Consider the following 14,075-nt stretch of genomic DNA (forward strand, 5'->3'; position numbering starts at 1 on the left):
GAACCGGATTTTCTTGTTTCCCCCCTTTATAAGCTACGGTGTACACACAAGTTATCGAATCACTACCAGTCCTCGAATTACCCCACCCTAACCCTCCCCTTATAAAGGGGAGGGAACTGGATTTTCCGGTTTCCCCCCAATATATCGGGGGGATTAAGGGGGGTAATTAGACTTGTGTGTACACCGCAGCCCTTTATAAGGGGGGATTAAGGGGGGTAATAATTCGATTAAAGTCACAGCTAACTACTTTTAAAACATCCTCTCAGTCTTTTTACACTAACCACCTTCGGGTTTCCATTATTTCAATTTCCGAAGAAGTTTAAAGACATACTTACCTTCAATGGCTCAGACATCATTACCTACCGTAGTTTCCATTAGTTCAACTTCCGAAGAAGTTTAAAGAAACTGAAGAAATTCAGGTCGGTGCAACTGCTCAAGGGTTTCCATTAGTTCAACTTCCGAAGAAGTTTAAAGACTATAAACAGACGCACGTAAGCCCCATCGAACTCTAGTTTCCATTAGTTCAACTTCCGAAGAAGTTTAAAGGAACTTTTGCCTCGGCTAGAAGGTTTGGTACAAAGTTTCCATTAGTTCAACTTCCGAAGAAGTTTAAAGCAGTAGCAGCACCGACAGCAGTAGCAGCACCAACGTTTCCATTAGTTCAACTTCCGAAGAAGTTTAAAGAGATGGTGAACAAGGCTATGAAGTTTTGTTTACAAGTTTCCATTAGTTCAACTTCCGAAGAAGTTTAAAGTTGTTATTCATTTTCCAAACATTGATTGCGATATAGTTTCCATTAGTTCAACTTCCGAAGAAGTTTAAAGTAGAAGTCGCAGAGGCGCAACTTCTAATCCCGTTCGTTTCCATTAGTTCAACTTCCGAAGAAGTTTAAAGTTTTTTTAGCAACTCAAACATCACTTGAATTAGTTGCTATGACGTTTCCATTAGTTCAACTTCCGAAGAAGTTTAAAGTTTTGGGACAGGATAGTGAAGTTTACGTTCTGAGCGTTTCCATTAGTTCAACTTCCGAAGAAGTTTAAAGAACTACTCAACAGACTATTAATACAGGCTTTTGGGTTAGTTTCCATTAGTTCAACTTCCGAAGAAGTTTAAAGATTCAAAAAACTCCTCAGTTTTACCCAATGCCAATAGGTAATGGTTTCCATTAGTTCAACTTCCGAAGAAGTTTAAAGACTTTGATTTTGCCATTGATTCAAGCAAACTGCCCAGTGTTTCCATTAGTTCAACTTCCGAAGAAGTTTAAAGCGGTTTCGGAATAAACGGGAGTGCAGGAGGAAACACTTGTTTCCATTAGTTCAACTTCCGAAGAAGTTTAAAGAATATATCTGTCTCTATCAGAAACAGAAACATATGAGTTTCCATTAGTTCAACTTCCGAAGAAGTTTAAAGATCTGACAATAAAGTTAGTTGATGAGCAGGATAGTAAAGTTTCCATTAGTTCAACTTCCGAAGAAGTTTAAAGTTGGATTTTTGGGGCTTCTCTCGCTGCTTGCATTTTGTTTCCATTAGTTCAACTTCCGAAGAAGTTTAAAGCACGTTGGTTGACTTACGTGTTTTTCATTTCTCAAATTGTTTCCATTAGTTCAACTTCCGAAGAAGTTTAAAGTGCGAAGAACCACAAGAGAATGAAGAAGAGAAAAAGTTTCCATTAGTTCAACTTCCGAAGAAGTTTAAAGTTTCTCTTAAGACTGGCCTAACTGCGACTCGTGCGCTGTTTCCATTAGTTCAACTTCCGAAGAAGTTTAAAGGGTAGTCGCTGAAAGCCTTACCCAGCAACAAGTCTACAGCACTTTTTCGTGGGATGCAAATTTTTTCCGAAATAATTGATAATTCTTGGCAATAAGTTCATCATCAAGAGGCATCAAACCCATAAGTAGAGTGCTTTTCGTGGGATAGAACGAGAGAATCAGGGTTTCAGCCATTGTGTCTATCCCACGAAAAGTCAATTAAAACAGTAAATCAACAACTATTTTCCAGTTTTACTTCTGCCAAGTCATTGGACGATAGACTTCAACCTCACCAGTCAAACAAGCAATATATTCGCGCACCTGCAATTCTATACAACGACGATACGCTACTTTATGACCTGTGTGTGGGTGCATCGTCTCGATTTGTAACTTCTCCTCCCAGTGCTTAAGATATTTCGTATCGAACTAAATTCATGCCGTGACGCAGACATTTCCGATCAAAATCGCTCAGGTATAAATTAGCTAAAGCACCAGAAAGCACGCCACCTTGCAACACACCTTTACCCGGATAAACAGGTGTTCCGGCAATCACAATCCCTGATTTGAGTTGTTCGGTAAGCAATGTTTTATATTTATAGAACTTACGCATTGACAAGCAAGACAAAAAGTGCATAAGGAGAATGCAGAAAAAAAACAGCGACCGCTAGTTACCAGAGGCGTTAAAAACAGATAATTTACTTGGCTGTGTTTAGGGTTCGGACAATCAGAGCAATTACTAAACCATCAACCGCTAAATGTGACTTGAACACTTATACTCTGTTTCTACTGGCAGAATCAAAGTATCCAGGTTGCACACGTCTGGCAGAGATAATGGAAAATTTATCTCATGATAGCGTCAATAGATTTTTGCTACGTGAACGGTACGAACCCAAGGACTTATTTGAAGAAATCAAGCCCAATATCAATCTAGTTGGAGGTACTTTAAGTGGAGATGATACGGTAATTGATAAGCCTCATAGTGACCCGGAAATAACAGATTTAATCGGTTATTACTATTCAGGTAGACATCATCGTGCCGTTAAGGGAGTTCAGTTAATTACCTTGTATTACACCGAGTGTTCAGGTAAATCTGTACCTGTAAATTATCGCATTTATAACAAACAAGATAACAAGACTAAAAATGATTATTTACGAGAAATGATTACTGAGGTAATGGATTGGGGTTTAAAGCCTAAAACAATGACAACTGACGCTTGGTATTCCAGTCAAAAAAACCTGAAGTTACTGAAAAACAAGGGATTAGGGTTTTTAACTGGGGTAGCTAAAAATCGCTCATGTTCCATTGATGGTAAAAATTTTACCCAAGTCCAAAACTTAGAAATTCCCGAAGATGGTTTAATAGTGTATCTAAAGAATTTTGGTCAGGTAAAAGTATTTCGGAAAAGTTTCAAAAACGAAACTAAAAGATATTACATTATGTATATCCCTGAAAAAGATACACTAAACTCAATTTCCAGAACAGAATTTAAAGAGCTACATTCAATTCATTGGGGGATTGAGTGTTACCACAGAGCTATTAAACAAGTATGTGGCATTGGAAGATTCATGGTTAGAACAACCGATGCTATTAAGACTCACTTTTTTAGTGCAATTCGCGCTTTCACACAATTAGAATTAATGCGGGCAGAAGACTTGATTGAAAATTGGTATGAAATCCAAAGGAATCTGTCTCTCCAAGTAGCTCGTGACTTTATTTTGGAACATTTAGCGCAGAATTTGAATTTGAATACATAGTATCAATTTTCTGTCAATGCGTAAGTTCTAATTTAATTTGACTCACTTACTTACTCGTTCACCAGTTTTTTTATGCTTGTGCCTTGGTTGTCAGAGATTGCGATCGCTATAATTCACCCAGGCATAGGTTGCCAACACCAAAAAACCTAGTACAGTGCGGCGGAAATAAACCACCCATTCCAAATCAATGAAACCCTCATGCTGTATTCGTTTTTAATTTTTAATTTTTAATTTTTAATTCCGCCCTGCGGTACTAGTACTGCTCGGATAAGACCAAAAACCTTGTATAGAGATGCGATGTATTGCGTCTCTACTCACTCCCTCTGAATAGGTGGTGTAAAGTTTTCAACAATTCTCTGGCTGTATAGGGTTTTGATAAAACTGCTTGCACATTAGCATCAGCCCGTTGACCAAAGACTTCCATTGAGTTTAGTCCGCTACAGGCAATAATTTGAACCTGGTTGTTTATTTTTTGCAAGGTGCGAATAGCGGTGATTCCGTCCATCTCCGGCATCATTATATCCATCAATACGGCATTGATTTGATGCTTGTGTTGGGCATAGAGGGCGATCGCTTCTATGCCATTACTGGCAGCAAGTATCTTATAGTTATGGTTTTCAAGAATAATTCTGTCAATCTCCCGAATTTGGGCTTCATCATCTACAACTAAAATCAGTTCTCCCTCTCCTGGTAGCACATCTACGTCTTCTCTCTCAAACACTAGAGTTGCTTCCACTGCTGGTAAGAATAGGTCAAATTTACTGCCTCTGCCAACATTGCTAGACACTTTAATAAAACCATCGTGGCTTTTAATGATGCCTAGCACTGTTGAAAGACCAAGCCCTGTACCGACATTGACCCCTTTTGTGGTGAAAAATGGCTCAAAAATTCGATCTAATATTTCTGGTGGTATGCCAATTCCATTATCAGCGACGGTAATCACAATATAATGCCCAACTTTGGCATCGAGATTCATTCTGGTATAAGCTTCATCAATAAACTTATTTTCCACAGAAATTTTGATATTGCCGCCGTCTGGTAAAGCATCACGGGCATTTACTACCAAATTCATCAATACTTGATGTAATTGTGTGGTGTCAACAGCGATCGCGCAAATGTCTTCTGGGATAACTGTGGAAAATTCAATAGATTTGGGAAATGTCTGTTTAACAATTTGGATAATTTCGGAAATTAGGTACTTGACTTGGATAATTGTCCGCTCTCCTTTAAATCCTCGCGCAAAGGACAAGACCTGCTTCACTAAAGCCGCGCCACGTTTGGCGTTGCTTTCTATAAGTCCTAGCAGTTGTTCAGAATGCTCGTTGTCTTGGAAATATTTTCCCTGTACTAATTGAGCCGCTGCCAAAATTGGTGTCAATATATTGTTTAAGTCATGGGCAATGCCACCTGCAAGAGTACCAAGGCTTTCCAATCGCTGGGCGCGAAAAAATTGCTCTTGGAGTTGTTTCTTTTGGGTGATGTCAGTGTCAACAGTCAAGACGGATTTGGGTTCTCCTTTGGGATCGCGCATCAATGTCCAACGACTTTCTACAAAAATTTCCTCACCGGATTTCGTGACTTTATGTAACTCACCTTGCCACGAGCCATTGTCAATGACGCTTTTGAGGGGTTCTTGCAATTGCTGTTCAGTTCCGGGTAGGTACAAAATCTCCTGGAGGTTTTTTCCTATAACCTCTGTAGAAAGCCAACCATACATCCGCTCTGCACCTTTATTCCAGAATAAAATTTGAGATTGGAAATCTCGAACTAATATGGCATCGGTGGCGATATCAAGTAGGGCAGCTTGTTCGGAGATTTGTTGTTCCGCCAGCTTACGCTCAGTCACATCGCGGTTTGTACTGATTATCCGAATCGGCTGACCAATTTCGTTATAGTAGACTTGACCTTTGCAGCTTAAGTAGTGTTGGCTGCCGTCGGGCCAAATAACCCGATATTCTATAGATTCTTTGCCTTCCCCAATCATCTGAGCTATATTTGCTGCCACAAATTCGCGGTCTTCTGGGTGGATTAGATTGAGATAGTCTTCAAAGTTTGGACACAAGGTATTACTAGGCAGACCATAAAGTGGCCCCATATTGGCAGACCAAATAGTAGTATTGGCGATCAAATCACGATCCCATATACCCATTTGAACTGCTTCGGTAGCTAAACTCAATCGCGCTTCACTCTGGCGCAGTGACTCTTCTACCTGTTTATATTCGGTAATATCTCTGCCTACCCCTTGGATTTCAACAATCTCTGCTTTGTGATTATGAATTGCGATCGCACTCCATTGAAACCAACGGATACCATTAACGGTGAATGTCCGTTGCTCACAATTGCTTAAAGTACAGGATGAAGATGCTAAAGCTGTGATATTTCCCATTACTTTAGGCAAGTCATCTGGATGAAAAAACTGTAAAAATGACAGGCCACGAAAATCATCTTGTTTCCAGCCAAAGGTTTGACAAGCAGCTACATTGGCAAAGGTAATCAGCCCTTGCAAATCAATGCGGATAATGATGTCTGTTTGGCTTTCCACAAGTTGACGATAGAGGTTTTCGCTCTGTCTTAATGCAACTTCTACACGTTGGCGATCGCTAATTTCTTGTTGCAATAGGACGTTAGACATCACAAGTTCTGCCACTTGTTGTTCTAACTCGTCATAAGCTTGGCGCAATGTTGCCAATTCTGCATCAACCCATGCTCTCAAGTTATTTTGAATTTGGCAGCGCACTTGCTCTATCTCAATTGGCTGATTAACCTGCCTGAATTCATCTGTGGATTTTTGTAAATATTGCTGTAAACCTTCAATGATCCCAACCATTTTTATCAGGTCAAAGGCTTGTAATAAGCTAGTTTCAGTAATGATTCCTAGCAATTGCCCGCGATCGTCCAAAACTGGTAAATAGTGAGTCTGATACTGACGCAATAACGATAAGGCAATAAAAATATCCTGAGAATCTGATTGTCTAAGGGTAACTACTGGCTGCGTCATCACTTCAGACATTCTCACCGTCGATAAGTCTATTCCAGAAGCTATCAGCCTAAGCACATCTTTTTGTGTAAAAATACCTAATAAATTTCCTCCTTCCACAACCAAGATACAACCAGTTAATGATTGATTTACGGGGTTTAAATCTAATGATGAGTTTAAAATAACAGGTTCATAATTGATACATCTTTCCCGACTCATCAAGACAATAGCTTCGACTACAAAACTATCAGCACTAATCGTTAATGGGGAACGATTAATAACATGATTTAAGCCAGGTAAGTTAATCAGGCGATCGTTGAAGCCTATGGGAAATTCGTCAATCATAATAATCTTTTTAATATCAGTATTAACTAGCAGTAGCTAGATTAAGTGAATTGTTAAAAATCAAAAATTCTTTTTATGCTATTTAAAATCAATCAACTATCAATCAACTATATTGATAAAATGCCCTGTAAGTATTACAAGACCTAATATATGGGATACAATGCAAGTTAGTAACGAAACCAGGAAGTTATATAGACTTTTATAGTCGATAAACTTATTCTATTGGCAAATTAGAGATAGATGCTCTGCTGTCTCAAAAAATTAAGTTAATTGATGGTATTGATAGTGTTGTTAGGGTGAAATATTTCAAATTGATTGATGAGTATCAATATTAAAATATTGCTCCTGAACCTCGCCAGCAAGTTCGTGCCTTCGACGTTTGCGATTAACCTCTGGCAAGACTTTCAACTGAAGATAATTTGAGGATATTGGAGAAAAATAGTTCAACAATCCTGAGATCATTACTTAAGAAATGTGTATAAATCAGGTAATATTATTAAGTGTTTTAACTTTTCTCACAAATCCCTCATATTTTCACTATATTGTAAAAATATAAACATCTCGTTTTAAATACTTATCAAGTTTTTCAACTGGCTGCCCTGATTAGCAATAACACTTTTATTAACCTAATTTGAAAAAATATGAATTACTGTCCTTGCTGTTCAAATTTACTTTTAGAACATATACGTGGCACAGAGAGTTACTGGTTTTGTCGCCACTGCTGGCAAGAAATGCCTGTTTATAATTTGTCTGAATCCAGTTCGTTTACCAAAGCTGTCACGGGAAAAATACTTAGAAACAATCAAAAAGAAAAACGTACTAATACTACTGTTTACGCAAGTCAATGGCAATCTATCACTGAATGGATAGGGCTAGAAGATTTGCCTGTCTAATACCAAGTAACTTAAATAGGTGTAGTATAATTTACTTTTTTTGATTCCAGTCATCGTCATCAAATGCCCCAGGCTGTTGATTTTGATGTAATTTGTTTTTTTTGGTTAATGCTATTTTTGTGTCATTGCGAGCAAAGCGTAGCCCTCCGGGGAAGCAAGCTACGCAGAGCGTCTCTTAGAGGTTGAATGAACAAGTATTTAGCTGTGATTTTAGGCACTTGTTGATCCCCCCTAACCCCCCTTAAAAAGCTACGGTGTACACACAAGTCTTTGAGAGTGGCCTCATAGGCTTTTGATCCCCCCAACCCCCCTTAACAAGGGGGGCAAAAGTCTCTTAAAGTCCCCCAATTTATCGGGGGATTTAGGGGATCTCCAACGATTTTGGGTTTCTACAGAGATGTGTGTACACCGTAGCCTTAAAAAGGGGGGAACTGGAATCAAAGTCCCCCTTTTTAAGGGGAGCCACTGCGTTGGGCGGGTTCCCCGACTTGAAGCACGTGGCGTGGATTTAGGGGGATCTAAAACGTTTTGCTACTAAGAAAAGGACTTTTCAAACATCCTCTAAGAGTTGCAATGTGAGCATCCCAATGAAAGCAAATTTATCAAATAGATTGTCATTGCGAATGGAGCAAAGCGGAATGAAGCATAAGTCCTTCGGACACACTTCGCGATCGCAAGGTCTAGATACTGCGATTGCTTCATTCCGTCCGTTTCACTCCATTCGCAATGACAAATGTATATTTAATTTTGCATTACTACTTAGTGACAGCAAAACTTTTTGATTTTGTAACATCCTCAATAAATAATTGATTAAAAAATCAGGTAAACTCAAGCAGCAAAAGCTTTGTTGTCTTTCGCCTAAGTAATTAACAGGCACAGCAGCCTGGGAGCAAAACCGTTGTGGATGAACAACTTCAAAAACTTATTAATGAGGTATGCTGCTACCCAGACCCCAGTCCAGAGAGGCAGAAAGCATTAAATAGACTGCTTATGCTTATTCAACAACTCCCTGGTATCTACAAGTCTGGGCACCAAGACTATTTAGAAGCCTTAAATCAAACTTGGGAATGGGTCAGTCGAAAGATTTGCGAATTTGAGGCGCGTTCACGAAGTGACTCCGTTCGCGTAGCGTCCCGAAGGGAAGGAGTATCGCCTTCCTTTCAACAAAGTCTAGTAATCTGGATTAATGGCTATCTGAAATGGCGCATTAAAGATTTGTATATGCCAGATAGCAAGTACACCATCAGTTTAGACAGACCAACCCGTAACGAAGATGGTGATGAAACTACGCTGCTGAATATCTTGCCTGACCGTCAATCAACAACTATTTCTTTAGATTTGCTGGATATCAAAATTGCCCAAATCCAGGAAAATGAGCGCCAAGGTATTGGTAAACGCATCTGGCAATACATTCAGCAAGATGAAGAAGGGAAATTAACAGCTAGCCATCCCCGTAAAAATCCTGAATGCCATTGTCACTTATTGGCAATGCGCTTACTTTTGGAAAATCCACCTCATAAAATCGCTGATATTGCTAGAGAGTTAGATATAAGCAATCAAACTCTTTACTCTCACTGGAAGAAAAATTGTCTTCCCCTGTTAAGAGAAATTGGTATGAATTTCGGATATGACTAATGACTAACACTAAATCAAATGTTTTAAGCGTCCCTCTTCCCCAAAATGCCCACCATTGGGCTGAAAAATTTGCCGCCGAGCAAGATAACCCCCAAAAGGGAAAACAAGTTTATCTGAATACTCTGGCTATTTATGCCGTTCATAGTTATCTCAAATGGCTAAATATAAAGACAGCGCTAAATCAAGGTGATAGCTGGCATCGTAGTTTTAGAGCGATTTTTGATATTGCTGACTTAGTATTGCCTGGGATTGGCAAACTCGAATGTCGTCCAGTCCTACCGGGTGAGGTTGCCATAGTTTTACCTGCGACGATCGCACAAGACCGAATTGGTTATGTAGCAGTTCAGTTTAGTCAGCAATTAGATTATGTAGAATTACTGGGATTTGCCCCAGCAAGGGAGACAACTGAATCACCTCAAATACTCCAAATAGCAGAACTACAATCCCTTGATACTCTGATTGAGATTGTATATAGGCGTTCCCTATTAATAAATCTGCGTCAATGGGTTACAGGAATCTTTGAGCAAGATTGGCAACCCCCAGAGTTAGTACTTGCGAGTAATTTCAGAAGCAGTAGTACCATAAATCGCCCTGCAACTAACTCCATCAGTCGGGCGAAGGTACTTGACTTAGGAACACAAGTGTTGTTGTTGCTGCAATTAACTCCTACTGATAGTGAAGTTTTTGATATTCGCTTACGGGTTTATCCAGGTGATGATGCTATTCATCTACCGCCCAATTTACAACTGATTGTCCTCGATGCAGCCGGAAACACTGGTATGGAAGTGCAAGCAAGAAGCGCAGATGACTGGATGCAACTAGAGTTTAGCTGCCAACACGAGGAAAAATTCAGTGTCAAGATAGTGTTAGGGGAAACAATTCTGATGGAAGAGTTTGTTGTTTAAGACAAACAAAAGGAGACAGCAATGGCGATCGTCAAGTTGAAACTCAGAGGCAATTCACCAGATGGATTTCTGGTAATTCTGACGGCGAAGAACTTGGATGAAGAAACAGAAGGATTTTTGCCTCCACTACCACCAAATTTAGAATCATCCTTTAATGAGTGGCAGTCAGCCTATCGTCAAATTGAAGCTGTGCGTTCTTGTGCAACGTTTCGTCTTACACCTATAAGTGTAACAATTCATTCTCACGCGGAACATACTGTCGCAGTCAAAGACCAGTTAAACCAATGGCTGAATACTTCTGATGGCAGGTGGCGACCGATTCGGGATAGATTAATTGCGATCGCCCAACAATTGCATCAGTCAAATGATGAAATTCGCGTCATTATTGATGCTAAAGATATTAATTTACGCCGCCTTCCTTGGCAAGCATGGAATTTATTTGAAGAACACTATCCCAACGCCGAAGTCGCCCTTAGCGCTCCTAAAAGCTTAAATCCCAAGATTAATAAGCTTGTTCCTAAGAGTGCAAAAGTCAGAATTTTAGTTGCTGTTGGTAGGAGTGATGGCATTAATACAAAAGATGATTTAAAGGTAATTCAAGATTTAGAGACAGATGGAGTAGAAGTAAATTGTTTAATTAAGCCTAGCCGCCGGGATTTATGTGATGCGCTTTGGGATGAACAAGGCTACCATATTTTTGTTTTTACCGGACATAGTGGCAGTCAAGAAGATGGGCAAATCGGTTGGATTGAACTTAACGATCGAGAGAGTTTGACTATTGAGGAATTTAAAGAAGCTTTGAAGCAAGCGATTGAGAAAGGATTGCAGTTAGCAATTTTTAATTCTTGTGATGGTTTGGGATTAGCTAACGAACTTGCCCAAATACATTTGCCTCAAGTTATTGTCATGCGAGAACCTGTCCCAGACCCCGTGGCGGTAGATTTTTTAAGGTACTTTTTCAAAGAATTTACCCATAATAATAAGTCACTGTTTACTTCTGTTAAAAAAGCCCGCAAACGCCTAGAACATTTTAAATCTGATTACCCCGGTGCAATTTGGTTGCCCACAATTTGTATTGAAGCTAATGTGGAACCGTTGACTTGGCAAGGATTGCGCGAAATTTCACCACCAAAAGTACCCCCCGTCAAACCAGATAATTCAACTCATCCACCAAACAAAAACATCTGGTTATTAATTGGTTTGGTTGGTGTGGTTGTCGGTAGTGGTGTAGCTTATTTAATTGGGAAAAAAGTCAACTCCGATTTTAGTTCCGTATCTGCTCCCGAAGGAACTTTAATTGGGAAAAAAGTCAATTCCGATTTTAGTTCCGTACCTGCCCCCGAAGGAACATGGTTTTATGGTGGTAGCACATCTTGGGCACCAATTCGACAATATATAGATCCTGAAATCAAAAAAGCCCATCGGCAGCAGTTTGAATTACGCTATACCTCTCCAATTAATGAACCACCAGGTTCCGGTACGGGAATTCAGATGTTGTTGAAAGGAGAACTAACTTTTTCTCAATCTTCTCGCCCGATCGCAGACAGAGAGTATCAACAATCTCAACAACGGGGATTTAGTCTGAGACAAATTCCAGTTGCTTTGGAAGGATTAGTGATCGCTGTTCACCCCGATCTGCAAATTTCCGGGCTAACTTTAGGACAAATTAAAGATATTTACACTGGTAGAATAACTAACTGGAATCAGGTTGGTGGCCCGAACTTAAAAATTACTGCCTACTCCCGTCACCCTGAAGATGCGGGTACTGTTGAGTTCTTAGTTGACAATATTCTCAGTAAAGAAAAGCTAGGAAGTAATGTAGTATACGTCAACGATACAACAGAAGCCCTGAGAAAATTAGCTAGCGATCGCAGTGGTATTTACTACGCTTCGGCTCCAGAAGTCGTACCCCAATGTCAGATTAAGGCACTGCCAATCGCCAGACAAGGAAACAGTTTTGTCGCTCCTTACATCAAACCTTTAATTAAAGCCGCTGAATGTACGAAAGAATTGCGGAACAAGTTAAACATTAATGCTTTTAAAACAGGTGAGTATCCAATTACACGCCAGATGTTTGTCATAGTCAAGCAGAATAATGGCAGTTTAGAGCAACAAGCGGGTGAGGCATACGCCAATATGCTATTAACAACTCAGGGGCAAAAACTGATGAATGAAGCTGGATTTGTGCGTATCCGTTGAGGAACAAAAGGAGACAGCAATGGCGATCGTCAAGTCGCTTCGCTCCAATTAAAAATTAAAAATTATTAATTAAAAATTTAGGGGATTCTCTGAAATTTTTAATTTTTAATTTTGCATTTTTAATTCCCGAAAGGTGGGGGCTTGTACCCAAAATTAATTAATTAAAAATTATTCTTCTTCTTAACTTTTAACTTTTAACTTTTAATTTTTAATTAAAAAAAGGTCAATTTGAAACTTAGAGGATGTCTGAAAAGTGTTTCCCTGTGACTTTAGGCACATTTAGATCCCCCTAACCCCCCTTAAAAAGGGGGGAACCGAATTAAAGTCCCCCTTTTTAAGGGGAGCCACTGCGTTGGGCGGGTTCCCCGACTTGAAGTACGTGGCGTGGATTTAGTGGGATCTAAAACTTTTGATACCGACAAGAGGACTTTTCAAACATCCTCTTAGACGTACCTCACAAGATGGATTTTTAGTGATTCTAAGGGTAAAGAACTTGGATGAAGAATAGGTTGGATTGAACTAAATGAGCAAGATAGCTTGACTATTGAAGAATTTAAGGAAGCTTTCAAGCAAGCTATTCACAAAGGATTGCAGTTAGGGATTTTTAATTCTTGCGATGGATTGGGATTGGCTAACCAACTTGAAATGGTATTAATTTCATAAAAGCATCTGGGAATCATGTGATTAAGTATATCGGTCTTAACCACACGAAAAAACTTATGGGCTTTATAGTCTCTCTCTTAACTAGCCTGATTGGAATTCTCGTTTATCTCAATACAGGCAGGATATCTAGCGAAAGGTCACGTTTAGCAATACGCGCAATTACAATATTGATTTGCAGTATTGCAGTACTTAATTCAATGTCCAGACTTTTCATGATTGTACCACCCGGCAATGTCGGTGTAGTCAACTTATTTGGCGAAGTTTCCGAAACTACTCTTAATCCTGGTGTCCACTTGTTGAACCCCTTTAGCAAGGTGCTGAATTTTTCCACTCGCCTTAAGGATGTGAAGGAAAACGTCGATGCAACATCCCAGGAAGGTTTGAGCCTAAATCTTGATGTCAGTCTTCAATACAAACTCGATCCTCAGAAGGCGGCTACAGTATATAAAACCATTGGAACTGATGAAACACAACTGGTAATTTCCAGATTCCGCTCTACTGTTCGCGCCATCACAGCAAATTACCCAGCCAGCGCTATTTACTCTACCAAACGCCAAGAAATCGCCCAAAAAATTGACCAACAACTCACCCAAGAGATACCCGCTTTGGGTTTCATCGTTGAAGAAGCTCTTTTAAGAAATGTCAAAATGCCTGATACTCTACAAGCCGCAATTCAAAACAAACTCAAGACGGAGCAAGAAAACCAGCAGATGAAATTTGTTTTAGAAAAAGAGCGTCAAGAGGCAGAACGAAAACGGATTGAAGCTCAAGGCATAGCTGATTCTCAACAAATTATCTCTGGTGGACTTACTAGCCAAGTGCTACAATTACGAGCGATTGAAGCTACAGAAAAATTAGCTCAATCTAATAATTCTAAGCTTGTAATTATTGGTTCAGAAAAGAGCGGAGTACCGATTCTGATTCAGCCAGAAACAGGAACATCAAAGCCTTAAAA

At 39.6% G+C, this 14,075-nt stretch carries 11 protein-coding genes and 1 CRISPR repeat array; of the genes, 7 read left to right on the forward strand and 4 right to left on the reverse strand.

Annotated elements, in window-relative coordinates; translation table 11 throughout:
• Positions 1-290: 290 nt before the first annotated feature.
• Positions 291-1,769: direct repeats of the CRISPR family, unit length 35 nt; unit sequence GTTTCCATTAGTTCAACTTCCGAAGAAGTTTAAAG.
• Between the two features lie 33 nt (positions 1,770-1,802).
• From GTQ43_RS24705 to GTQ43_RS24715, 3 genes are read right to left on the reverse strand one after another with little or no spacing between them, the layout of a single operon-like run.
• The gene (locus tag GTQ43_RS24705; RefSeq protein WP_265275350.1) at positions 1,803-1,943 is read right to left on the reverse strand and encodes a hypothetical protein; all 141 of its coding nucleotides are present in this window, start codon (positions 1,941-1,943) and stop codon (positions 1,803-1,805) included.
• A gap of 57 nt (positions 1,944-2,000) precedes the next feature.
• Complete coding sequence (locus GTQ43_RS24710; protein ID WP_265275351.1) at positions 2,001-2,123, reverse strand: hypothetical protein; 123 nt, start codon at positions 2,121-2,123, stop codon at positions 2,001-2,003.
• Between the two features lie 31 nt (positions 2,124-2,154).
• On the reverse strand, positions 2,155-2,382 hold the full coding sequence (locus GTQ43_RS24715; protein ID WP_265275353.1) for a hypothetical protein: 228 nt from the start codon (positions 2,380-2,382) through the stop codon (positions 2,155-2,157).
• 89 nt (positions 2,383-2,471) lie between these two features.
• Between GTQ43_RS24715 and GTQ43_RS24720 the strand changes: the two genes are divergently transcribed.
• Entirely contained in the window at positions 2,472-3,503 is a 1,032-nt protein-coding gene (locus GTQ43_RS24720; RefSeq protein ID WP_265273632.1) for a transposase, read from the forward strand.
• 310 nt (positions 3,504-3,813) lie between these two features.
• On the opposite strand, the gene GTQ43_RS24725 is transcribed toward GTQ43_RS24720, so the two are convergent.
• Positions 3,814-6,825, reverse strand: coding sequence for a PAS domain S-box protein (locus GTQ43_RS24725; RefSeq protein WP_265275354.1), 3,012 nt, complete (start codon positions 6,823-6,825; stop codon positions 3,814-3,816).
• Positions 6,826-7,466: 641 nt separating this feature from the next.
• On the opposite strand from GTQ43_RS24725, the gene GTQ43_RS24730 reads away from it, so the two are divergent.
• From GTQ43_RS24730 to GTQ43_RS24755, 6 genes are all read left to right on the forward strand, one after another.
• On the forward strand, positions 7,467-7,718 hold the full coding sequence (locus GTQ43_RS24730) for a hypothetical protein (RefSeq protein WP_265275355.1): 252 nt from the start codon (positions 7,467-7,469) through the stop codon (positions 7,716-7,718).
• A 900-nt stretch (positions 7,719-8,618) separates the two neighbouring features.
• Positions 8,619-9,353, forward strand: a complete 735-nt coding sequence (locus GTQ43_RS24735; RefSeq protein ID WP_265275356.1) for a helix-turn-helix domain-containing protein — start codon at positions 8,619-8,621, stop codon at positions 9,351-9,353.
• The gene (locus GTQ43_RS24740; protein WP_265275357.1) at positions 9,353-10,258 is read left to right on the forward strand and encodes a DUF1822 family protein; all 906 of its coding nucleotides are present in this window, start codon (positions 9,353-9,355) and stop codon (positions 10,256-10,258) included. The genes GTQ43_RS24735 and GTQ43_RS24740 overlap by 1 nt, the downstream gene beginning before the upstream one ends.
• Before the next feature lie 21 nt (positions 10,259-10,279).
• Entirely contained in the window at positions 10,280-12,457 is a 2,178-nt protein-coding gene (locus GTQ43_RS24745) for a substrate-binding domain-containing protein (protein WP_265275358.1), read from the forward strand.
• Positions 12,458-12,994: 537 nt separating this feature from the next.
• Entirely contained in the window at positions 12,995-13,120 is a 126-nt protein-coding gene (locus tag GTQ43_RS24750; protein ID WP_265275359.1) for a hypothetical protein, read from the forward strand.
• 56 nt (positions 13,121-13,176) lie between these two features.
• A complete protein-coding gene (locus tag GTQ43_RS24755; protein ID WP_265275360.1) occupies positions 13,177-14,073 on the forward strand; it encodes an SPFH domain-containing protein in 897 nt (298 codons plus the stop codon).
• Positions 14,074-14,075 lie beyond the last annotated feature (2 nt).

The sequence above is a fragment of the Nostoc sp. KVJ3 genome (assembly GCF_026127265.1).
In the GTDB taxonomy this organism is placed as follows: domain Bacteria; phylum Cyanobacteriota; class Cyanobacteriia; order Cyanobacteriales; family Nostocaceae; genus Nostoc.